Origin of the sequence: Psychrobium sp. 1_MG-2023 (assembly GCF_030689115.1) — a bacterium.
In the GTDB taxonomy this organism is placed as follows: domain Bacteria; phylum Pseudomonadota; class Gammaproteobacteria; order Enterobacterales; family Psychrobiaceae; genus Psychrobium.
On the sequence record NZ_JAUYVJ010000013.1, the window covers coordinates 49,342 to 71,998 of the forward strand.

Below are 22,657 nucleotides of genomic sequence, written 5' to 3' on the forward strand. Positions count from 1 at the left end.
ATTAGCAAGTTGAATATTAATAATCATGCCACTGCGAATAAAATTACAGAGACAACTAACGACATTTAAAGGTCGTAATACCAATTCCATTGATTAAGTGATCAATTTTGTAACGAGGATAAACGAATTAGAGCAAGGCATTTATTGGCGTATGTAGTGATTCTACATAGGCAATAAATAACGTAGCTATCATTTGTTTAGACCGTGAAAAATGATCAGGTTATTAGTGGAAATGGTATAAGTTAAATAGAAATAAGGAAGCTAGACGATCGGAGGTCTAAAGGCGGTTTCGCTAAGAGAGGACAGGTAAAAAGTTGGGTTAGGGTAAATTTCGGGGGTTAGTAAAGGATTAAACCTCGCTATCGCTTTGCTAGTAACCCAAGTTAAATGCGAACCACTACAGTGTCCGCAGTGATGGCAATCACTCGAGTCATGTTGCTCAGTGCTGCCACTAGCGTGGCTAGCTGGTAAATCAACAAACTCAGATTGGTGAGTTGCATGATTATGCTCTGTGGCTAAGTGCGCTGTATCTAATTGATGTGCTGCACCACTATCCACCACAATATTAAACGATTGTAAAACAATCGATATCATGACAAAACAGCCGATTAAAACACGCTTAAGATGCACAGACAATCTCACAGAAAAAGTAACTCGGTCGATAATTGCATATAAGTGTTGAAAAGTCTATGACTTAACAACACGCTAAAACACTAAACCCTTGGCCAAGCTAAGCCATCGGGTTCAGCAGCTTGTAAAAGCCACTGCTCGGCAGTCTCATATTCACACCAGCGAGGCTGTGCCGTAAAGTGATATTTTTGAGAGAATAACTCAAAACTGAGTTTCCAAGCATGTAAATAACCGACTCCTTCGGTAGGCCCGGGATAATAGCGGGAGTCACCAATGATCGGTGCACCTAAGCTTTTCATTGCTACACGTAACTGGTGTGTTTTCCCACTATGGGGTTTTAGAAGAAACAAACGCAAACCACAATTAATTGAATAGCTAAAGAACTGCGTTAATGCTGGGTTGTTAGTTGTTTTTAACAACAGGTAGCTACCGTTACGCCCTTTGGTCATATCACCTTTGATTAAGCCCTGCTTTTTCTTTGGCTTTTTATCTGAGAGCGCGATGTAATATTTATGCATTTTTCGTTGTTCAAAGAGCTCACCAAAAGCTGCTGCACAAATAGAGTCTTTGGCGAGAATGAGTAAACCACTGGTCATTTTATCAAGACGGTGCACAGGGAAAAGCTGTGAATAGCCAAGCTGCTGTTTAACCAGCTCAACAATTCCGAGCTGTTGGTTGCTCGTGTGAAAATCTATATCATTATATTTATTGATGACAATAAACCTGTCATTGTCATCAATAATGTCAAAAGCATTGATCATTGGGGGTTATTAAATAGGTTAAATGACGTTGCGCCCAGTATAACAATTAATTACTAGTAACCACAGCATAGTCAGCTTGCTTCCAAGCCATAAACCCACCATCAAGCGAGATAATATTACGATAGCCCATTTTCTGTAAACTTTCTCCCGCTAACGAGCTACGCGGCCCTGCACCACAATAAAGAACCAGAATATGTTCAAAATCTGGCACTCTCGCCACAATGTCTCGCTCAATAATTCCTCTGCTGAGGTGGATTGCATCGGGTAAGTGGCCATTATCCCACTCACTTTGCTCTCTGACATCAATCAATAAAAAGTCACGTTGTTCCTCCTGCCATCGTGCTAGTGTTTCAATATCGGTATGGGCAACGTTTTTTGATGCTTGCTGAGCTAATGCTAAAAACTCTTTACTGGGTTTCATGCTTCAACCTTCTTTTTATTATTTATGTTTAATTAGGGTTATTAGACTACCCTGAAGAATTGGATTTGAAAAGTGCTTAATATACCCACAGCATTAATACAAAGGCAAAAAAAAAGAGGCTATGAAAATAGCCTCTTTTTTGATTCGGTTAACACTGAAATTAGATTTTAGCGTGTAACTCTTGTACTGATGTTACTGTAGCGCGATCATCAGCTAAAATGGAATCACATGTCGCTAACGCCGCATTCATCGTAGTGGTGTAGCTTACTTTGTAACGTAATGCACCAGCACGAAGTTTACGAGAATCTTCAATTGCTTGACGACCTTCAGTCGTGTTTACAATGTACTCGTACTCACCATTAGTGATTCGGTCAAGAATGTGCGGACGACCTTCGCTTACTTTGTTTACTAAGCGTGGATTGATTCCTGCTTCACCAAGGATAACGGCTGTACCATGAGTTGCATCAATTTCATAACCAAGTTCTAGTAACTTCTTAGCTAATTGAGCAACACGGCCTTTATCGCTGTTACGAACAGAGATTAACGCACGACCTTTCTTCGGCACGTTAGATTTAGCACCTAACTGAGCTTTAGCATAAGCTTCTGCGAATGTTGTACCAACACCCATTACTTCACCGGTAGAGCGCATTTCAGGGCCTAAGATTGGATCAGCACCGTGGAACTTGTTAAACGGTAAAACAACTTCTTTCACTGAGTAGTATGGTGGTACAACTTCTGTTGTGAAACCAAGTTCTTTCAGCGATTTACCCGCCATGACTTTCGCAGCAATCTTCGCTAGTGGTACACCTGTAGCTTTAGATACGAAAGGAATGGTACGTGCAGCACGTGGGTTAACTTCAATCATGTAGATGTTGCCATCTTTGATTGCGAACTGTGTATTCATCAGACCGATAACACCAAGTTCAAGTGCTAGTTGACGAACTTTCTCACGTAGGCGATCTTGAATATCTTGACCTAACGTGTATGGAGGTAATGAACAACCAGAGTCACCAGAGTGAACACCCGCTTCTTCAATGTGCTCCATGATACCACCGACAACGACATCAACACCATCACAGACAGCATCAACGTCAACTTCTACTGCGTTATCTAAGAAACGGTCTAGAAGAATTGGCGAATCGTTTGATACGCTAACGGCTGCCGTCATGTAACGACGCAAGTCTTGCTCGTCATAAACGATTTCCATCGCACGGCCACCTAATACATAAGAAGGACGTACTACTAATGGGAAGCCGATGTTACCTGATTCAGCAATCGCTTCTTCTGCGCTGTTAACTGTCGCATTCGTTGGTTGCTGGATACCCAAACGTTCAATCATTTGTTGGAAACGTTCGCGGTCTTCAGCACGGTCGATTGCATCTGGTGATGTACCGATAATTGGTACGCCAGCACTTTCTAAAGCACGAGCTAGTTTAAGTGGTGTTTGACCACCGTACTGTACGATCACGCCTTTAGGCTTCTCGATACGTACGATTTCAATCACGTCTTCAAAGGTGACTGATTCAAAGTATAAACGGTCTGATGTATCGTAGTCAGTTGAAACAGTTTCAGGGTTACAGTTAACCATGATTGTTTCGTAACCTTCTTCACGCATCGCCATTGCAGCGTGTACACAACAATAATCAAACTCAATACCTTGACCGATACGGTTTGGACCGCCACCGATAATCATGATTTTTTCTTTATCGGTTACGTTTGACTCACACTCTTCATCGTAACAAGAGTACATGTAAGCAGTATCTGAAGAGAATTCAGCCGCACACGTATCAACACGCTTGTAAACAGGGTGAATGTCATGGCGGTCACGAATTTTGCGAACCTCTGACTCAGCTACACCTAATACCGTCGCTAAACGCTCATCTGAGAAACCTTTACGCTTAAGTGAACGCAAGTAATCAGGTGTTAAGTTAGCCATGCCACCATCTGCGACTTTATATTCTTCACTAACGATGTCTTGAATTTGAATCAGGAACCAACGATCGATGCGCGTGATGTTGAAAACTTCATCAAGTGTCATACCGAAACGGAATGCATCGGCGATGTACCAAATACGATCAGCACCAGCAGTCGTTAATTCGTGTTTAATTTTGTTTAACGCTTCATTGTCATCAGCATCAACAATCGGGTCAAAACCACTCACGCCGACTTCAAGGCCGCGTAATGCTTTTTGCATTGACTCTTGTTGGTTACGACCGATAGCCATTACTTCACCAACAGACTTCATTTGAGTAGTCAGGCGATCTTCACAACCAGCAAACTTTTCAAAGTTAAAGCGAGGAATCTTAGTAACAACATAATCAATTGATGGTTCAAATGATGCTGGTGTTGCGCCACCAGTAATGTCATTTGATAATTCATCAAGAGTATAGCCTACCGCTAACTTAGCCGCGATTTTAGCAATTGGGAAACCTGTTGCTTTCGATGCTAATGCAGATGAACGAGATACACGTGGGTTCATCTCGATGATTACCATACGGCCAGTGTTTGGACAGATACCAAACTGAACGTTAGAACCACCCGTTTCAACACCAATTTCACGTAATACAGCCATCGATGCGTTACGCATGATTTGGTATTCTTTATCAGTTAACGTTTGCGCAGGAGCAACAGTGATTGAGTCTCCAGTGTGAATCCCCATAGGGTCAAAGTTTTCTATCGTACAAACAATGATACAGTTATCATTTTTGTCACGTACTACTTCGGTTTCGTACTCTTTCCAGCCGATTAGTGACTCATCGATTAACAGTTCAGACGTTGGTGATAAATCTAGACCACGGGTACAAATTTCCACGAACTCTTCAATGTTATAAGCGATACCGCCGCCTGTACCACCCATAGTGAACGATGGACGAATAATACACGGGAAGCCAACTTTCTTTTGAACTTCGTGTGCTTCTTCCATCGAATGAGCAATACCCGCTTCAGGCGTCGCTAAACCGATTTTTTTCATCGCTTCATCGAAACGTTTACGGTCTTCAGCTTTATCAATCGCATCGGCCGTTGCACCGATCATTTCAACATTGTATTTCTCAAGTACACCTTTACTTTCTAACTCAAGCGCACAGTTTAATGCTGTTTGACCACCCATTGTCGGTAAAACCGCACATGGACGCTCTTTTTCAATAATTTTTTCTACAACTTCCCAGTGAATTGGCTCGATGTATGTTGCATCTGCCATCTCTGGGTCTGTCATAATAGTTGCTGGGTTCGAGTTTACTAGAATTACTCGGTAACCTTCTTCACGCAGTGCTTTACAAGCCTGAGCACCAGAATAATCAAACTCACAAGCCTGACCAATTACTATCGGGCCAGCGCCCAGAATAAGAATACTTTTTAAGTCGGTACGTTTTGCCATCGTTCTTAATCCTATCTATTTCGTCTGAGACTTATGGTTACTTAGCAGCTTTACGCGCTTCGATTAATTCGATGAAATGATCGAACAATGGAGCAGCATCATGTGGGCCAGGACTTGCTTCAGGGTGACCTTGGAAGCTAAATGCTGGCTTGTCTGTTAGATGAATGCCCTGTAAAGAACCATCAAATAGAGATTTGTGTGTTGCAACTACATTTTTTGGCAATGTTTCTTCGTCAGCAGCGAAACCATGGTTTTGCGCAGTGATCATCACACGGCCATTTTGAAGTTCTTGAACCGGATGGTTTGCACCATGGTGACCAAACTTCATTTTAACCGTTTGAGCGCCACTTGCTAATGCGAGTAACTGATGGCCTAAACAAATACCAAATTGTGGGATATCAGTTTCTAAGAAAGACTTAATTGCATCAATTGCATAAGTACAAGGCTGTGGATCACCTGGGCCATTAGATAAGAAGATACCATCTGGGTTTAATGCAAGCACATCAGCAGCAGGAGTCTGAGCTGGTACGACAGTTAAGCGACAACCACGGTCAACTAACATACGCATGATGTTATCTTTGATACCGAAATCATAAGCGACTACGTGATGAGGTAACTCTTCACTTGGCGTATCACTTGGTAAGCCACCAACTAAAGACCAAGTTTTCTTAGTAAACTCATAAGTCGTTTTCGTTGTTACTTCTTTAGCTAAATCCATGCCTTTTAGACCAGCAAAACCTTGAGCTAACTCAAGTGCTTTTGCTTCATCCACTTCACCTGCCATAATACAACCGGCTTGCGCACCCTTTTCACGTAAGAGACGAGTTAAACGACGCGTATCGATATTAGCAATACCCACAACACCGCTATCAGTTAAGTAATCACTTAATGTTTTCTCGTTACGGAAGTTACTTGTTAATAGTGGTAAATCACGAATAACTAAACCACAAGCGTGAATCTTGTCAGACTCTTCATCTTCTGAGTTTGTACCCGTGTTACCAATATGAGGGTAAGTAAGAGTGACAATTTGTCGAGCGTAAGATGGGTCAGTTAAAATTTCCTGATAGCCAGTCATCGAAGTATTAAATACAACTTCACCCACTGAATGACCTTCTGCACCAATTGATGTTCCGTGAAAAACAGAACCATCTTCAAGCACTAATAAGGCAGATTTACTCAAAGCAACCTCCAAAAGACAATAAAAAACATCTCATTATGAGACATCATAGTTTATGCAAAACAGCTTAAATTACTTTTTTAAGCCAAATTCCGCGTAGTATAGTCGAGGTAACAGCAATAGTCCAGAGTCACACCAAAATAAACAACTAAAATAAATTACATAGTGAAAGTCATTAATACCAAAGATAACAACGAGAAAAACACTCTTTAACACCTACTTACCAGCAACAAAAAACAAAGCAATACCATTATTTATCAGTACCTTACCATTACATACAACCCTTAATAGCGTTAGGCGTCGATTTAATAACTAGAGTACAATTAAAGAGCCATTTATTATTATAAGTGAAAAAATATTGAGGACGAGCACACCTTAATGAGAGTAATCAACGCAATCAATATATTTTTCGTTTCTTTTGATAAAAAAACATTAAAAAACGCTCAAATAAGCCAACTAAAGCAATCTTAACTCAAATAACACCCAGTAACACCCTCAGAAACAAAAAAGCCAAACAAAACCAACAATTACAATAACTTAACCATGCAATAAAGCCACAAATCAACACCAAAACACCTTATTTACCGACATGAGAGTTAAAAACTAATGATTGCAAGGTTATCTTTAGGCATTCCAAAAACAGGAATAAAAAAGAGTATTATAGGGACAAGTAGCCACGTCTAACTTATTTTGGACACAGTAACCATTCATTGGAGAGGTGAGATGTACTCAGGTAATAAAGAAACTAATTACCTATTTAAGCGAGAATATCTGGTCAACTGATTAGTGGGTGATTACCCCATGCTAAGATTTCAAGCAAAAAAAAGAGCCACTAACGTTCGTTAGTGGCTCTTTATCAACTAATGAAGCTTATTAGCTGATGATTTCTAATAATTCAACATCAAATACTAATGCGCTAAATGGTGCGATTTGACCGCCTGCGCCTTGTTCACCGTATGCTAGGTGATGAGGGATATGTAGTTTGTATTTAGAACCAACTGCCATTAATTGTAATGCTTCAGTCCAGCCTTTGATTACGCCGCCTACAGGGAACTCTGCTGGCTGGCCGCGATCGTAAGAGCTATCGAAAACAGTACCATCAATTAATGTACCGTGGTAGTGAGTACGTACCGTTGATTCAGCCGTTGGTTTTTCGCCTTCACCTTCAGTGATAACTTCAAATTGAAGACCTGAAGCAAGAACCGTAACGCCTTCACGCTTAGCATTTTCTTCTAAGTAAGCTTCACCTTCAGCAGCTAATACTTTTGCTTTTTCAGCAGCATCAGCTTGCATGCGCTCGTTGATTTCTTTAAATGCAGCATTTAAATCATCGTAGCTAACTTGGCTTTCTGCTTTATTGAAAGCATCAGCTAAACCTTGTTGAACAGCAGTGATATCAATTCCTTCAAATGGGTTAGCTGCAAGTTGCTCACCCATGTTACGGCCGACACCGTAGCTTGCGCGTTGTTCGATAGATGTGTAATCAGACATATTATTCTCTTTAATTTAATTATAATTATTTAATTAGGCCACAGTTTATAAACTAAAGCCGATTAAATTCGGTGTACAGTAAACCCTAAGCCTCTAACGATTATATAGTCAGAGGGTTACGATTTTCAAAAATTAGACCTTACAGCTTGGTCGTAAACCTGACGCTTGTGCCTGTTGGTAAGTGGCATTGGCTTTAGGCATACCCTTATTTAAGTCTTTAATGCGTCTCTCATTTGATGGGTGAGTTGATAAGAACTCGATTGGCTGTTGCCCACCAGCCGCAGCACCCATAGCTTGCCATAGCGTCACACTATGCTCAGGCTTAAAACCAGCTTTAGCCATTAGATCTAAGCCTATTTTGTCAGACTCACTTTCCTGCTTACGCCCAAAAGGTAATGCCACACCATATTGAGCACCAAGGCCTAAACCCTGCATCCATAACTCTTTATTTTGCACACCAGCGAGATCAAAAGCCCCGCCAGCAATCTGCATGCCCATGCCGGTAAGTTGGTTGCGTGATAAACGTTCATTTGAATGATTCGCTAGCACGTGGCCAATTTCATGGCCGATAACCGCGGCCAGTTGATCAGGTGTTTTGGCAACTTTCATTAAACCCGTATAAACGCCGATATGACCACCTGGTAATGCAAACGCATTGGCTTGTGGTGAGTCAAATACCACAACATCCCATTGCTTAACACCGTAAGAACTTGGGACATGAGCAGTAATTGCATCGGTAATACATGCAACATAACCATTAACACGAGCGTCAGTGACGACCTTTTCTTTGGCTTTTATTTCTTCAAATGACTGCGCACCTAACGTGTTCATATCAGCCGAAGAGTACATTAAAGCTTGTGTGCGTCCTGTAGGGCTTTTCGTAACTTGGCAACCTGCTAGTACCGACAGTGCAGCTACCGCTAAAATAGTTTTCTTCATTATATAATCCCTCATCAAATTAAAGCAGGTTAACAAAATAACCTGCTATTGATTAGCCATTTAAGTCGTTAAAGAAGTTTTTTACCCCATCAAAGAAACCTTCAGCTTTTGGCTTGTGTTCTTTTGATGAACCATTAACGGCCGTATCAAATTCTTTTAGTAGTTTCTTTTGATGCTCAGTCAGTTTAACTGGAGTTTCAACAACAACCTTACAGATTAAATCACCGGTAGAATGACTGCGAACCGACTTCACCCCTTTACCACGTAAACGGAACATACGACCCGTCTGAGTTTCGCTACTAACTTTTAACTTCACTTTACCATCAAGTGTCGGTACTTCAATGTCACCACCAAGCGCAGCATGGGCAAAACTAATAGGGACTTCACAGTAAAGATTATTACCGTCACGTTCGAAGATGTTATGATCTTTTACATGCACTTGAACGTATAAGTCACCGTTACCAGCGCCCGCTTCACCTGCTTCACCTTCACCACTTAAACGGATACGGTCGCCAGTATCAACACCGGCAGGGATTTTAACTGATAGCGTTTTCGTTTTCTCATAACGACCTTCGCCGTGACAAGTACGACATGGGTCTTTAATTATCTTACCTTTACCACGACACGTAGGACAAGCTTGCTGTACGGCAAAGAAACCTTGACGCATTTGGACTTGACCCTGTCCATGACAGGTTCCACAAGTGGTTGCCGAAGTACCTTTTTTCGCGCCAGAGCCATGACAATCATCACAACTTTGTAAGGATGGTACTTGGATATCTTTACTGACACCCTTAACCGCTTCTTCGAGGCTTAGCTCCATGTTGTAACGTAAATCTGCACCGCGTGCTGGGCCGCGTTGGCGTCCACCACGGCCGCCACCGCCACCGAAGATATCACCAAACATGTCGCCGAAGATATCACCAAAGTCTTGTGCGCCTGCACCGCCGCCGCGACTAGGATCAACTCCTGCATGGCCATATTGATCGTACGCAGCACGCTTTTGAGCATCGCCAAGAATATCATAAGCTTCTTGCAGCTCTTTAAATGTCTCTACAGCAGACTCATCCCCAGGATTTCTGTCAGGGTGACATTTCATCGCTAAGCGTTTGTACGCCTTTTTCAGTTCTTTCTCAGTAGCCGTTTTAGAAACGCCTAATACTTCATAATAGTCACGTTTAGACATGGTGATTGCTTTCCACTTATTCTTCTACATCAGGTTTACTTGCCTGATAGACAATTTAATTAAACCAATTCCATTAATTAACAGCATGATTTATAAGTTAAATTAGTTATTGGAATTGCTACTAAATCTCAGTATCTGTTAACAAGGACGGGCGTTAAGGTTTCCCCAAACGCCCGCTACATTGTTACTTACCGACAAATATTACTTTTTGTCGTCTTTAACTTCTTCAAATTCAGCGTCAACAACATCATCTTGTGGTTGAGCTTGCTCTTGAGCACCTTCACCTGCACCTTGTTGCGCTTGTGCTTGTTGCTGTGCGATTTCCATTAATTTAGCAGACGCTTCCATTAACGCTTGAGTTTTCGCTTCAATCGCTTCTTTATCGTCGCCTTTAATTGCAGTTTCAAGTTCAACAACAGCCGCTTCGATTTTCTCTTTTTCGTCGCTTGCTAATGCTTCACCAGCTTCTTCAACTTGCTTGCGTGTTGCGTGAACCATGCCATCAGCTTGGTTACGTGATTGAACTAACTCTTCAAACTTCGCATCTTCTTCAGCATTTGCTTCAGCGTCACGAACCATTTTTTCGATTTCATCATCATCTAAACCAGAAGATGCTTTAATCGTAATTTTCTGTTCTTGACCAGTGTCTTTATCTTTCGCAGATACGTGTAGGATACCATCAGCATCGATATCAAAAGTAACTTCGATTTGAGGCGTACCACGCATTGCTGCACGGATGCCTTCTAAGTTAAATTGACCTAATGATTTGTTATCTGCAGCACGCTTACGCTCACCTTGTACAACATGAACGGTTACAGCAGACTGGTTGTCTTCTGCGGTAGAGAACGTTTGAGATTGCTTCGTAGGGATCGTGCTATTCTTAGCAATAACCGTAGTCATCACACCACCCATAGTCTCGATACCTAGCGATAAAGGAGTAACGTCTAGTAGTAATACATCAGTTACGTCGCCCGCTAATACACCGCCTTGTACTGCAGCACCCATTGCTACTGCTTCATCAGGGTTAACGTCTTTACGTGGCTCTTTACCGAAGAAGTTAGTTACTTTCTCTTGTACTAGCGGCATACGTGTTTGACCACCAACCAAGATAACATCGTTGATGTCACTGATACTTAAATCAGAGTCAGCTAATGCTACTTTTAATGGCTCAAGTGTACGTTGTACTAAATCTTCAACTAGAGACTCAAGTTTTGCACGAGTCACTTTAATCGCTAAATGTTTAGGACCTGTTGCATCAGCCGTGATGTATGGTAGGTTAACTTCTGTTTGTTGCGTTGAAGAAAGTTCGATTTTTGCTTTCTCTGCTGCTTCTTTCAGACGTTGTAGTGCAAGTGGATCGTTGTTTAAGTCGATACCTTGCTCTTTTTTGAACTCTTCTACTAAGTAGTTGATTAGACGGCTATCGAAATCTTCACCACCTAAGTGAGTGTCACCGTTAGTCGCTAATACTTCGAATGTGTGCTCGCCATCCATTTCATCGATTTCGATGATTGAGATATCAAATGTACCACCACCAAGGTCATAAACAGCAACAACGTTGTCGCCCGCTTTTTTGTCCATACCGTATGCTAGTGCAGCAGCCGTCGGCTCATTGATGATACGTTTTACTTCAAGACCCGCGATACGGCCAGCATCTTTAGTTGCTTGACGCTGTGCATCGTTAAAGTATGCAGGTACTGTGATAACAGCTTCAGATACTGACTCACCTAAGTAATCTTCTGCAGTCTTCTTCATTTTTTTCAAGATTTCAGCAGAAATTTGTGGTGGAGCCATTTTCTTATCTTGTGCTTCAACCCAAGCGTCACCGTTGTCAGCTTTAACGATCTTGTAAGGCATGATTTTTACATCACGTTGAACAACTTCATCTTGAAAGCGACGACCGATTAAACGCTTAATAGCGAATAATGTGTTATGTGGGTTAGTAACCGCTTGACGTTTTGCAGGTTGACCAACTAATACTTCGCCTTCAGTGTAAGCGATGATCGAAGGTGTTGTGCGATCGCCTTCAGCGTTTTCAATGATTCGTGTCTTTTCGCCGTCTAAAACAGCAACACATGAGTTAGTTGTACCTAAGTCGATACCGATAATTTTGCCCATCGGGTAAATCTCCAAACTATGCCAAAACAATGACTAAAAAAATTAGGGGTTATTTTACCAATAGCAAATATGCCATTGGTTTAAGCAAGAACGAAGTAATTGTTTTATACAATCACATGATTATCTGTTCATGCTTTGCTTAAAAATAGATATGGGGATGCTTTTTTAAATGCCAAGGGAAAAAGTAATATTTTTTTACTTTTTTTTATTTAAATCACTTGTATTGATGAAATGATAACAAGACACTGCGTTAAACGATTAATATCAGTAAAGGGTAATTGACTAAGAGCTTAGCCAAATACCCCAAGTTATCCTTAACTAAGGCGGGTAATTAGCTGCTCACCTAAGTTAACGTTAGTCGATGAACCATCGACGGCCTGTTTCGTATCATCAACCACTTGGTGCATATTTTGTTTAATCGCCTCAGAACTACTTAATTGTTGTTGTACCTGAGTAATGGTTTGTTCAACCAAACTTGAACTCATCTGCGCAAGATTAACCATGTCATCAAGTGACGTCATTGTGTGTGATGCAATATCAACGCTGCCATCAATAATCGCTGTTACCTGTTTTTGTTTGCTAATAATGGAACCTGAAATATCCATAATCTTCTTCATTTCGTTTTGGATTTGCTCGGCTGATTGATTAGCAGTATTCGCTAATGACCGAACTTCATCTGCAACGACAGCAAAGCCACGTCCATGTTCCCCAGCACGAGCCGCTTCAATCGCAGCATTTAGTGCTAATAAGTTTGTTTGATCGGCAATCCCTTTAATTGAGTCAACTAGTTGCCCAATGTTTTGGTTATTCTCATCAAGACTATTAAGTAACTGCGTAAACTCACCGATATAAGTGGCGGACTCAGAGATATTAGTCGTTAACTGTTTTAGTTGTTCGATTCCTGATAGTGAGGTTTGCGCCGTATTTTGCGCAGCTGAAAAAGACTCATTTGACAAGTTCTCAATGCTCTCAGATTGTTCGATGAAAGATTGAATGAGATCAAAGCTCTCTTGTATCTGCATTAAACGGTTAGAAGACGCTTGATTGACTTGCTGTGCATTTGATGTAATTTGTTGAGCAATCTCTAATGCACCGCTTTGCTCTAGTGTTTCAAGAGTTTGTGCTTGTTGTCTAAGTTGATTGAGCTCTGATTGTTCGATAATGACACTACCGGCTGGAATTTTATCGCCTGCTAAAAAGCTAAACATGATCGTCCTTTCCTTGTGCGTTTTGCTGGTTTAGCAATGCTGCAACACTGGAGTAGGTAGCAACACAAAATGGAACGCAATAAGTTAATAAAATTTTGAGGTAATGAATTACTGTTAGTTGACCATTGGCAATAACATCACCCTGATTAATCAGGACTAGCAAACTACCCACGATTGCAGAGACTTTAAATGAACGTAGCAGCAAAGTTCGCTGTGTTGCATAACCTATCCATAATTGAATCTTCATCAAGCTATGGCCTCAAAATAAAAAGGCCATCGAGTTATCTCGATGGCCCTGTGACGATATAGCATCAATATGATAAAGCAAGCATATTGTTAGACTATTTCATTCTTAAGCATTCGTATCGACGCTTGCAGCTTTAGCAACCACAACCATCGCAGGTCTTAACAAGCGTCCGTTTAATTCGTAGCCTTTTTGCATGACATCAATCACAGCATTTGGCTCAGCGCCAGGCACTTCAACCATTGTCATCGCTTGATGAAGTTCAGGGTTGAATTGTTCACCGACAGGGTTAACTTGTGTAACACCAGATTTCTCTAACGCACCAACAAAACTAGTCAGTGTCATTTCGATGCCTTCAACAATCGCAGTCATTTGCTCGTTGTCTTTATCCGTTGCACTTAATGCACGCTCAAGATTATCAACAACAGGCAATAACTCGTTTGCAAATTTGTTTAAGGCAAACTTGTGCGCTTTTTCTACATCTTGGCTTACACGACGGCGCATGTTTTCAACTTCTGCTTTACCACGAAGTACACCGTCTTTTTGAGCAGCAACTGTTGCTTCACTTTCGGCTAATGCCTTTTCTAGCTCAGCAATGCGTGCAGCAGAATCATCTACTTCAACTTCAACAGCTACTTCTTCTACTGTTTCAACATCTTCAACAATCTCTTGTTCAACATTTTTAGCGTTTAAGTCTTCTTTACTCATTTCTCTTCCACTATAGATATAAATTTTCGTACTAATGAATGCTATTATGGGGTCGAAATTGTATGATTCAAGACCTTAAGCATAATTTTCTTACTTTCTATTGATCCAATGGTTATATTCAAGTACCGGAAGATAAGAAATAGCTTGTTGTTTTGATTGCTTATATTAATCGTCTAGCCGTATACTCAAAACAACCAACTTTAGTGAATAGTATCAAATGAAACGTTTATTTAATTGCATCGGTTTAATTGGTAAAACCAATCATAGCGAAACAAGCCAGACTATAGAACAATTACATCAGTTATTGTGTGAGAATGGCTATGACGTCATTGTTGATGAACGTTCAGCCATTGCGATTGCTGAAACATTAAATGTCACTAAAGCCCCGCTTATCGAAATTGGTGAGCGCTGTGATCTAGCCATTGTTATTGGTGGTGATGGCAATATGCTTGGCGCTGCTAGGGTACTTGCGCGATATGATATCGCCGTAGTCGGTGTAAATCGCGGTAACTTAGGTTTTTTAACTGATATTGATCCCGATAATATCCAAGAGCCATTACTCGCTATACTCGATGGTAAATTTATTACTGAAAAGCGCTTCTTGCTTGAAGCACAAATTTTTAGGCACGGCGTATTAAAAAGTTGTAACACTGCCATGAATGAAGTGGTTCTCCATGCAGCTAAAGTAGCAAACATGATTGAATTTGAATTGTTTATTGATGGATTGTTTGTTTATCACCAACGTTCAGACGGTTTAATTACATCGACTCCAACAGGCTCCACAGCTTACTCGCTGTCAGGTGGCGGTCCCATCTTAACGCCCAATATGGATGCAATTTCTCTCGTTCCAATGTTCCCTCATACCTTAAGTTCACGCCCAATAGTTATCGACGGTAATAGTCAAATCGAGCTTAAAATCCCTCATTACTTAGATCAGACTATTCAAGTTAGCTGTGACGGGCAAGTCAGTTTAGAAGTGCTCCCTGGCGATCAAATCATGATCCAAAAAAGTGACAGCCAGTTACGCTTAATTCACCCAATCGGTTATAGCTATTATGAAGTGCTAAGAAGTAAGCTTAGTTGGAGTGAGCAACGTGTGACGAAGAAAATATGAACCTAAAGTTCCCACGTTTCCAAAAATAAAATCATCCATCTTCACTTCAGCAATATTTAGGCCGAGACTTTAAAAGTGTCGGCCAGTAACCAAGATTACTTCATCAAGCGTTTCACTTTTTTTGGTAAGCCTGCGACAACAAGATCATACGATGTATCAATCATTGTTTTTATTTGCTGATCGCTTATCGAATCATCCATAAAAACAGTATTCCAGTGTTTTTCATTATATTGACTATTCGCAACAATAGCTTGGTATTGTTTTCTTAGCTCTATGGCTGACTCAGGCGTACACTTTAAACAAATATTGGGTCGTTGATTCTCATTACCTTCTGCAACAATGGCAAAAATTTTACCCTTTACTTTAAAAACCTTAAGTTCCCGCCCAAATGGATAATCCAATAAGCAGAAGTGTTTAGCCATAATATAATTGATATATATTTCCATATTAGCCTCTTTTTAATCCGTTAAAAATACCTGTGTTCGAGCTGATTATAGTCAAAAAGAATTTTTTTAAAGGAATTTTTTTTACTTTTTTACGCACCTAGTTTTATCAATTCTAAATAAAGCTAACAGATCATGCATTTAGCTAATAAAGCAAATGCTAATAAATATTCTAAGTTTTATTATTTGTGAATAAAAATGCTACGCTAACTTGCAATAAACACAAAACACTGTATAAATAAACAGACACTGTATAAAGCACTGTATAAGTTTACCCGTGCACAATTTGGAGCAGTTTATGTTAACTCAACTTTCTATTAATGATTTTGCTATTGTCGAGCATTTAGACATCGAATTAAATAGTGGTATGACGACTATCACCGGTGAGACTGGTGCGGGTAAGTCTATCGCTATTGACGGCTTATCATTGTGTTTAGGTGCTAGGGCCGAAGCCTCGATGGTACGTCCAACAGGGCAACGTGCCGACATTTGTGCAACATTTAACATTGAAACTAACAGCGCTGCCCTAAAGTTCTTATCACATTCCGAATTAGATAACGCCAACGAATGTATTGTCAGGCGAACGATCTCTTCGGAAGGTCGCTCTAAAGGTTATATCAATGGCCGTGCTGTTCCCGTCAGTCAATTAAAAGAGCTAGGGAAGTATTTATTGAACATTCACGGCCAGCATGCACACCAAGGTTTATTAGATAGCTCACTTCAATTGACATTGTTAGACCAATATGCAGGCCATAAGTCATTACTTAGCAGAGTCGAATTAACCTTTAAAAATGTCCAAGCAATTCGCCAAGAACTTAACCAACTCATTGCTAACCAGCAACAATATGCTGCCAAAGTTCAGCTGTTAGAGTATCAAGTGGAAGAGCTCGATACTTTTGCACTCGTTGAAGGCGAGTTTGAACAGATCGAACAAGAACATCAGCGTTTATCAAACAGTGAAACACTACAATATCAATCTCATCAGTTATTAGACCAGCTAGCCGACAGTGAGCACAACATTGAGGCGTCTCTGCACAGCGCAGTAGCGACTCTAGAACAGCTATTAGCTCAAGATTCTTCATTAAGTGAATGTACCGAAATGCTTCAAGGGGCACTGATTCAAGTACAAGAGAGTGTAAATGAGGTTCGCCATTATAATGAAAACATCGAGCAAGACCCACAGCGCTTGCAAGAAGTTGAACAACGTCTAAGTAAAGCAATGCAACTTGCCAGAAAACATCACGTTGAAGCATGTGAACTACCTAGTCTTCACCAATCAATGCACACGGAGTTAGCAAATTTAAGTGGATGTGAACTGCGTATTACCGAACTTGAACAACAGCTCAAAGAAATAGAAAAGCAATACTACATTGACGCAGAAAAATTGAGTGAAAGCAGAAAGAAATTTGCTAAAAAATTAGATAAATTAATTGCTAAATCATTGCGCCGCCTTGCGATGGAGCATAGCCAGTTTGAGATCTCAATTAGTCCAAATTCCACACAAACTTTGAGTAAGTATGGTGTTGACTTAGTCGAATTCAAAGTATCAACTAACCCCGGCCAGCCTCTGGAACCATTACATAAAGTTGTGTCTGGGGGTGAGCTATCCCGAATTAGCCTGGCTATTTCTGTTATCACCGCACAGAAAGTAGCAACCCCTACCCTCATTTTCGATGAAGTTGATGTTGGGATCAGTGGACCAACGGCGGCAACGGTCGGGGCCATGCTAAGAGAATTAGGTGAATCGACTCAAATCCTTTGTGTTACACATTTACCGCAAGTGGCAGGTTGTGGCCACCAACAAATGCAAGTCATCAAACAGACCGACGGAAAATCAACCCATACGACGATGTCACCTCTAAAACAAGAAGAGCGAGTCATTGAGCTTGCCCGTTTATTAGGCGGAAATAAGATAAGTGATGCGACATTAGCCAATGCTAACGAGCTTCTTGTCGCCAACTAATTTTAGGATCACCAGCACATATTTATAATAATATGCAGACAGAGCTGTTAGGTTGCATCATAGAGTGCTAAAATAGCCCACTTTATTTTGCACCAATTAAGGGTATTACTTTGCAAGGCACTCAATTACTTGATTTTATCGTCGATAACTTAGAAGACATGAAAGCAAAAAACTTAGTTACTCTAGACGTTACTAATCTATCACCTATGGCCGATAAGCTTATTATCTGCTCAGGTACCTCTTCTCGTCATTGCCGTTCTATTGCAAATAACCTACTTGTTGAAGCGAAGAAAGCAGGTATTCCACCATTAGGTATTGAAGGCTTAAAAGAAGGTGGTTGGGTTTTAGTGGATATGAATGAAGTTGTCGTTCATGTGATGGATGACGAAAGCCGTGAGTTCTATAAATTAGAACAGTTATGGAATGGCGAATCAAAGCACCTTAACACCTAATGAAAATTCAACTAGTCGCTGTTGGCACAAAGATGCCTAGTTGGGTTGAAAGCGGTCTGCAAGAATACTTGCGCCGCTTTCCTCGTGATTGTTCGCTAGAAATTCTAGAAATACCAGCGGGCAAGCGGGGAAAAAATGCCGATATTAAGCGTATTTTAGATAAGGAAGGTGAGTTAACGCTCGCTGCTATTCCTAAAGGTAATAGAATTGTCACCTTAGAAGTCGAAGGAAAACCTTGGACTACGCCAACGCTAGCCAAGAACCTTGAGAAATGGCAACTTGACGGCCGCAATGTAAGTTTACTCGTCGGTGGACCAGAAGGTCTGGCACCTAGCTGTATTGCAGCATCTGAACAGCGTTGGTCTTTATCTCCTCTAACCCTCCCCCACCCAATGGTTCGGGTTATTGTTGCCGAGTCCCTTTATCGAGCTTGGAGCATCAATAATAATCATCCTTATCATCGTGAGTAGCCTTACTCCTCGCATTTGATTTGTAAATTAGTATTCTCAATATCTTTTTAATAGAGAAATCAGGCTTTTTGTGTTCAAATATGAATGATCTGTTTCTTTCTATTATGGGCTCATGTTTTCACGTCAACGTACACACATCAGAAATAATACCGCTGAATCTAATCTCTTTACTCGACGAGCCATTATTGCTTTTTTCGGCGTCTGTGTATTAGTTGGTATTTTATTAATTAACCTTTACAACATACAAGTTAACTCGCACGAGAGCTACCAAACTCGCGCCAATGGAAATAGAATCAAGCTTATTCCTACTCCGCCAAATCGTGGTGTCATCTTTGATCGAAATGGTGTAATCCTTGCGGAAAACCGTCCAGTTCACAGTCTCGAGCTCGTAGCAGAACAGATAAAAGACATTAAAAAGACAGTTGCCTCAATCGCAGAAATCATTGCTTTAAGTGAAGAAGCAAAACAGCGTTTTTTCAAGTCCGTCAAGGCTCAAAGACGTTTTAAAAGCGTCGTATTAAAGAGCCGATTAACTGCTGAGGAAGTAGCGAAAATTAGCGTTCAATTACATCGATTACCCGGGGTAAAAATTGAAGCAAGGCTTAAACGCTATTACCCATTTGGTGAGAGCTTAACCCACGTCATGGGTTATGTCGGGCGTATAACTCGAAAAGAGCAGCAGGCGATTATCGATAAAGAGCAAGAAGCGATTTACGCTGCCACACGAGATATTGGTAAACAAGGCATCGAAAAATATTATCAAGAGTTACTCCATGGTAAACCCGGTTATAAAGAAGTTGAAGTGAATAATCGAGGCCGCATCTTCCGTGTTCTCAATGAGCAATTGCCAGAGCACGGTCAAGATTTGTATCTTAATATTGATATTAATATACAACAGAAAGCTTATGAGGCGCTAGCAGGGCGTCGTGGCTCTGTCGTTGCCCTAGATCCGAACAATGGCGCTGTATTAGCCATGGTGAGTAGCCCAAGTTATGATCCCAATTTGTTTGTCCACGGTATTTCATCTAAAGAATATAAAAAATTGCTCTCACCAGATAAGCCATTAATTAACCGTGCGACTCAAGGCGCTTATCCACCGGCATCAACAATCAAACAACTTATGGCGCTGGTCGCTCTAGAAGAAAATATAGTCACTGAGCATACCTCAATTGATGATCCCGGCTGGTATCAACTGCCCAATGTGAAGCGAAAGTTTAAAGACCACTTAGCTTGGGGTCATGGCAAGGTCGATGTCTATAAAGCAATGGCTAAATCTTGTGACACTTACTTTTATGACATAGCTTACCGCTTAGGCATCGATAAAATTAGCTCATTTATGTACCAGTTTGGTTTTGGTGAATACACAGGGGTCGATATACATGAAGAAAAATCTGCCATTATGCCCTCACGGGGCTGGAAACGTGCTAGACATAATCAACCGTGGTATGTCGGTGACACGATATCATTAGGCATTGGCCAGAGTTATTGGACGGCAACGCCGCTACAATTAGCAAAATCGACAGCCATTGTCGCCACATCAGGGGAAGTCTTTACACCGCAAATATTAGGAGCAAGTCAAGGAGAGCTTGGCCTATTACAAATTCCTGCCGATGATAGTCAGCCAGTGGTGCTAAAGCAGCATAAACATTGGAGGATCGCACAAAAAGGAATGTGGGATGTTGTCAATGACCCAGGCGGCACTGCCTATAATGTCTTCAAAAGCGCAAATTATGTGTCAGCAGGTAAAACTGGTACCGCTCAAGTGATTGGCATGGCTGAAGATGAAGAATACGATGAGACTAAAATTGCGGAAAGACATCGTGATAATGCGATGTATGTGGGTTATGCACCTTATATCAATCCGGAAATTGCCGTATCAGTTACTATCGAGAATGCGGGCGGCGGTGGCAGTAATGCAGCACCAATTGCCAAAATCATTTTCGACGAATATATGAATAATCGAACCTTATCGTTTGACAATAAACTCACCACAGTTAATCAACAAGTAGAGCAAATCAATGGGCAACAATAACTCAAATCACGGCTATGCTCGCCCAAAATCATTAGCGAATAAAATCCATATTGATGTACCACTATTATGTGGCTTACTCGCGTTGATGGTAATCTCTATGGTGGTTATCTATGGTGCTAGTGGCCAAAGTGAACGAATGATTGAACGCCAAACGATCCATATAGGTCTATCATTATTCATTATGTTCATCGTGGCGCAATGTCCGCCAAGCACAATGCGGCGCTGGGCATTCCCGGTGTTTGCTATTGGCGTAGTATTGCTTGTATTCACCCTACTCTTTGGCCACGTAGGCAAAGGGGCACAACGTTGGATTGATTTTCATTTCTTTAAATTTCAACCCTCAGAAGTGATGAAATTAATCTTGCCAATTGTTGTTGCTCATTACATTACTCGTTATGCATTACCGCCAAAATTGAAACATGTAGCGATCGGCTTTATTATCGTTTTAATCCCGACACTCTTAATTGCAAAGCAGCCAGACTTGGGCACATCTATACTGATCGCCAGTTCAGGCATTTTTGCATTATTTCTAGCAGGGATGAGTTGGCGCATCATCACTGCACTCGGTGTTGCAGTGTCTGCTTTCATCCCGGTTTTGTGGTACTTTTTGATGCACGACTATCAACGTCGGCGCGTACTTACATTTTTAAACCCCGAAAGTGACCCTCTAAACTCAGGCTATCATATTATTCAATCAAAAATAGCCATTGGCTCCGGCGGTATTTTTGGTAAAGGCTGGCTTAATGGTACACAGTCTCAGTTAGAATTTTTACCTGAACGTCATACAGACTTTATATTCTCTGTATTAAGTGAAGAGTTTGGTCTGGTTGGGGTTATCGGGTTATTAAGTGTCTACCTATTCGTTATTAGCCGAGGACTCTATATTGCGGCTAAAGCACAAGATGCCTTTGCTCGGATCTTAGCGGGAGCTATTACCCTGACCTTTTTTGTTTACGTTTTTGTAAACATTGGTATGGTATCTGGGCTGTTACCTGTGGTTGGTGTTCCTCTACCACTTATTAGTTACGGCGGCACATCCATGATCTCATTAATGATTGGCTTTGGTATTATCATGTCAATTCATACCCATCGTAAGTTTAATAAGTAGTAGTTATGACCTGTAATAAATTCTATAAATTAACCCCTCATTTAGCACTTGTTTTGCTACTTGGAGCTTGTAGTACACCCAGTTCAAGATACAGTATCAGCCAAGATATCGCGCCTGAACGTGCGCCAACAGCTGAAGAGGTTCGTGACATAACACCAACGCCCGAGCCATACTCTAGAGGCGGCAACAAAGACTACACAGTACGTGGCATCAGTTATCAAGTAATGAAGGATAGCTCTAATTATCAAGAGGAAGGGATAGCGTCATGGTATGGCAGTAAGTTTCATGGCCACCTAACCTCTAATGGTGAGACCTATAATATGTTTACTTTATCAGCGGCGCATAAATCACTACCACTACCAAGCTTTGTAAAAGTAACTAACTTAGAAAATAACAAACAGACTATTGTCCGCGTTAACGATCGTGGCCCTTTTCACCCTGACAGAGTCATTGATTTATCCTATGGTGCCGCTTATAAGTTAGGTGTTCTCAAACATGGAACGGCCCGTGTAAAGCTTGAAATTATCGATTTGAAGCAACAAGAATTGACATTAGTTGCACATAATAATTTATCAGTGAAGGGTTGTGCCGTTCAATTAGCAGCAAGCTCTGATTCTGTTCAAGCAGAGCAACGGACTAAGGACATCGCCACCACCAACGGTGTGCCCTATTATCTGGAACAGGTTGGCAAGCTTTATCGGATGAAGTTAGGCCCAATGTACACCTTCACTCGCTGTCAGAGCGTATTAAGCAAAGTTGAAAATATTTACCCTAAAGCATTTATCAAACGCTTGTAACAAGTTACTATATAAAGTTATT

20 protein-coding genes are annotated in these 22,657 nt (G+C 41.0%); 7 read left to right on the plus strand and 13 right to left on the minus strand.

Annotated elements, in window-relative coordinates; translation table 11 throughout:
* Positions 1-261: 261 nt before the first annotated feature.
* The 12 genes from Q8W26_RS08755 to grpE all read right to left on the minus strand — a co-directional run bounded on the left by Q8W26_RS08755 (position 262) and on the right by grpE (position 14,256).
* On the minus strand, positions 262-594 hold the full coding sequence (locus Q8W26_RS08755; RefSeq protein ID WP_153071521.1) for a hypothetical protein: 333 nt from the start codon (positions 592-594) through the stop codon (positions 262-264).
* 119 nt (positions 595-713) lie between these two features.
* Positions 714-1,391, minus strand: a complete 678-nt coding sequence (locus tag Q8W26_RS08760; RefSeq protein ID WP_101215204.1) for a TIGR01621 family pseudouridine synthase — start codon at positions 1,389-1,391, stop codon at positions 714-716.
* Between the two features lie 46 nt (positions 1,392-1,437).
* Positions 1,438-1,812, minus strand: a complete 375-nt coding sequence (locus Q8W26_RS08765) for a rhodanese-like domain-containing protein (RefSeq protein ID WP_101215203.1) — start codon at positions 1,810-1,812, stop codon at positions 1,438-1,440.
* Positions 1,813-1,972: 160 nt separating this feature from the next.
* Positions 1,973-5,188 (minus strand): carbamoyl-phosphate synthase large subunit, encoded by a 3,216-nt coding sequence (gene carB, locus Q8W26_RS08770; protein ID WP_101215202.1) that lies wholly within the window; start codon positions 5,186-5,188, stop codon positions 1,973-1,975.
* A gap of 37 nt (positions 5,189-5,225) precedes the next feature.
* The gene (gene carA / locus Q8W26_RS08775) at positions 5,226-6,380 is read right to left on the minus strand and encodes a glutamine-hydrolyzing carbamoyl-phosphate synthase small subunit (RefSeq protein WP_101215201.1); all 1,155 of its coding nucleotides are present in this window, start codon (positions 6,378-6,380) and stop codon (positions 5,226-5,228) included.
* Positions 6,381-7,238: 858 nt separating this feature from the next.
* Positions 7,239-7,856 (minus strand): FKBP-type peptidyl-prolyl cis-trans isomerase, encoded by a 618-nt coding sequence (locus Q8W26_RS08780; RefSeq protein WP_101215200.1) that lies wholly within the window; start codon positions 7,854-7,856, stop codon positions 7,239-7,241.
* A 132-nt stretch (positions 7,857-7,988) separates the two neighbouring features.
* The gene (locus tag Q8W26_RS08785) at positions 7,989-8,795 is read right to left on the minus strand and encodes a M48 family metallopeptidase (RefSeq protein ID WP_101215199.1); all 807 of its coding nucleotides are present in this window, start codon (positions 8,793-8,795) and stop codon (positions 7,989-7,991) included.
* A gap of 52 nt (positions 8,796-8,847) precedes the next feature.
* Positions 8,848-9,978, minus strand: a complete 1,131-nt coding sequence (gene dnaJ, locus Q8W26_RS08790; protein WP_101215198.1) for a molecular chaperone DnaJ — start codon at positions 9,976-9,978, stop codon at positions 8,848-8,850.
* Between the two features lie 201 nt (positions 9,979-10,179).
* A complete protein-coding gene (gene dnaK / locus Q8W26_RS08795; RefSeq protein ID WP_101215197.1) occupies positions 10,180-12,096 on the minus strand; it encodes a molecular chaperone DnaK in 1,917 nt (638 codons plus the stop codon).
* 314 nt (positions 12,097-12,410) lie between these two features.
* The gene (locus Q8W26_RS08800) at positions 12,411-13,304 is read right to left on the minus strand and encodes a methyl-accepting chemotaxis protein (protein WP_101215196.1); all 894 of its coding nucleotides are present in this window, start codon (positions 13,302-13,304) and stop codon (positions 12,411-12,413) included.
* Positions 13,297-13,551 carry a nitrate/nitrite transporter NrtS gene (gene nrtS, locus Q8W26_RS08805; RefSeq protein ID WP_305473127.1) on the minus strand — a complete coding sequence of 85 codons (255 nt, stop codon included), beginning with the start codon at positions 13,549-13,551 and terminating at the stop codon, positions 13,297-13,299. The genes Q8W26_RS08800 and nrtS overlap by 8 nt, the downstream gene beginning before the upstream one ends.
* A 105-nt stretch (positions 13,552-13,656) precedes the next feature.
* A complete protein-coding gene (gene grpE, locus Q8W26_RS08810; protein ID WP_101215195.1) occupies positions 13,657-14,256 on the minus strand; it encodes a nucleotide exchange factor GrpE in 600 nt (199 codons plus the stop codon).
* Positions 14,257-14,473: 217 nt separating this feature from the next.
* On the opposite strand from grpE, the gene nadK reads away from it, so the two are divergent.
* Positions 14,474-15,370: an NAD(+) kinase gene (gene nadK / locus Q8W26_RS08815; protein WP_101215194.1), complete on the plus strand. Its 897-nt coding sequence runs from the start codon at positions 14,474-14,476 to the stop codon at positions 15,368-15,370.
* 95 nt (positions 15,371-15,465) lie between these two features.
* Here the strand turns inward: nadK and Q8W26_RS08820 are convergent, their stop codons facing one another.
* On the minus strand, positions 15,466-15,816 hold the full coding sequence (locus tag Q8W26_RS08820) for an MmcQ/YjbR family DNA-binding protein (RefSeq protein WP_101215193.1): 351 nt from the start codon (positions 15,814-15,816) through the stop codon (positions 15,466-15,468).
* A gap of 295 nt (positions 15,817-16,111) precedes the next feature.
* On the opposite strand from Q8W26_RS08820, the gene recN reads away from it, so the two are divergent.
* The 6 genes from recN (at position 16,112) to Q8W26_RS08850 (ending at position 22,635) form a co-directional block, all read left to right on the plus strand.
* Positions 16,112-17,776, plus strand: coding sequence for a DNA repair protein RecN (recN, locus tag Q8W26_RS08825; protein WP_101215192.1), 1,665 nt, complete (start codon positions 16,112-16,114; stop codon positions 17,774-17,776).
* A 110-nt stretch (positions 17,777-17,886) separates the two neighbouring features.
* A complete protein-coding gene (gene rsfS, locus Q8W26_RS08830) occupies positions 17,887-18,228 on the plus strand; it encodes a ribosome silencing factor (RefSeq protein WP_101215191.1) in 342 nt (113 codons plus the stop codon).
* The gene (gene rlmH / locus Q8W26_RS08835; protein ID WP_101215190.1) at positions 18,228-18,698 is read left to right on the plus strand and encodes a 23S rRNA (pseudouridine(1915)-N(3))-methyltransferase RlmH; all 471 of its coding nucleotides are present in this window, start codon (positions 18,228-18,230) and stop codon (positions 18,696-18,698) included. The genes rsfS and rlmH overlap by 1 nt, the downstream gene beginning before the upstream one ends.
* A 112-nt stretch (positions 18,699-18,810) precedes the next feature.
* The gene (mrdA, locus tag Q8W26_RS08840) at positions 18,811-20,730 is read left to right on the plus strand and encodes a penicillin-binding protein 2 (protein WP_101215189.1); all 1,920 of its coding nucleotides are present in this window, start codon (positions 18,811-18,813) and stop codon (positions 20,728-20,730) included.
* The gene (gene rodA, locus Q8W26_RS08845; protein WP_101215188.1) at positions 20,717-21,838 is read left to right on the plus strand and encodes a rod shape-determining protein RodA; all 1,122 of its coding nucleotides are present in this window, start codon (positions 20,717-20,719) and stop codon (positions 21,836-21,838) included. Before mrdA ends, rodA begins: the two co-directional genes overlap by 14 nt.
* A gap of 5 nt (positions 21,839-21,843) precedes the next feature.
* Entirely contained in the window at positions 21,844-22,635 is a 792-nt protein-coding gene (locus tag Q8W26_RS08850) for a septal ring lytic transglycosylase RlpA family protein (protein ID WP_101215187.1), read from the plus strand.
* The last annotated feature ends 22 nt before the right edge of the window (positions 22,636-22,657 follow it).

Coding starts and splice junctions, on each gene's coding strand:
- rodA (WP_101215188.1), top strand. CDS start 20,717: ATGGGCAACAATAACTCAAATCACGGCTATGCTCGCCCAAAATCATTA.
- Q8W26_RS08760 (WP_101215204.1), bottom strand. CDS start 1,391: ATGATCAATGCTTTTGACATTATTGATGACAATGACAGGTTTATTGTC.
- Q8W26_RS08785 (WP_101215199.1), bottom strand. CDS start 8,795: ATGAAGAAAACTATTTTAGCGGTAGCTGCACTGTCGGTACTAGCAGGT.
- Q8W26_RS08755 (WP_153071521.1), bottom strand. CDS start 594: ATGATATCGATTGTTTTACAATCGTTTAATATTGTGGTGGATAGTGGT.
- dnaJ (WP_101215198.1), bottom strand. CDS start 9,978: ATGTCTAAACGTGACTATTATGAAGTATTAGGCGTTTCTAAAACGGCT.
- carB (WP_101215202.1), bottom strand. CDS start 5,188: ATGGCAAAACGTACCGACTTAAAAAGTATTCTTATTCTGGGCGCTGGC.
- rlmH (WP_101215190.1), top strand. CDS start 18,228: ATGAAAATTCAACTAGTCGCTGTTGGCACAAAGATGCCTAGTTGGGTT.
- Q8W26_RS08780 (WP_101215200.1), bottom strand. CDS start 7,856: ATGTCTGATTACACATCTATCGAACAACGCGCAAGCTACGGTGTCGGC.
- dnaK (WP_101215197.1), bottom strand. CDS start 12,096: ATGGGCAAAATTATCGGTATCGACTTAGGTACAACTAACTCATGTGTT.
- Q8W26_RS08850 (WP_101215187.1), top strand. CDS start 21,844: ATGACCTGTAATAAATTCTATAAATTAACCCCTCATTTAGCACTTGTT.
- recN (WP_101215192.1), top strand. CDS start 16,112: ATGTTAACTCAACTTTCTATTAATGATTTTGCTATTGTCGAGCATTTA.
- grpE (WP_101215195.1), bottom strand. CDS start 14,256: ATGAGTAAAGAAGACTTAAACGCTAAAAATGTTGAACAAGAGATTGTT.
- Q8W26_RS08820 (WP_101215193.1), bottom strand. CDS start 15,816: ATGGAAATATATATCAATTATATTATGGCTAAACACTTCTGCTTATTG.
- Q8W26_RS08800 (WP_101215196.1), bottom strand. CDS start 13,304: ATGTTTAGCTTTTTAGCAGGCGATAAAATTCCAGCCGGTAGTGTCATT.
- nrtS (WP_305473127.1), bottom strand. CDS start 13,551: ATGAAGATTCAATTATGGATAGGTTATGCAACACAGCGAACTTTGCTG.
- Q8W26_RS08765 (WP_101215203.1), bottom strand. CDS start 1,812: ATGAAACCCAGTAAAGAGTTTTTAGCATTAGCTCAGCAAGCATCAAAA.
- mrdA (WP_101215189.1), top strand. CDS start 18,811: ATGTTTTCACGTCAACGTACACACATCAGAAATAATACCGCTGAATCT.
- nadK (WP_101215194.1), top strand. CDS start 14,474: ATGAAACGTTTATTTAATTGCATCGGTTTAATTGGTAAAACCAATCAT.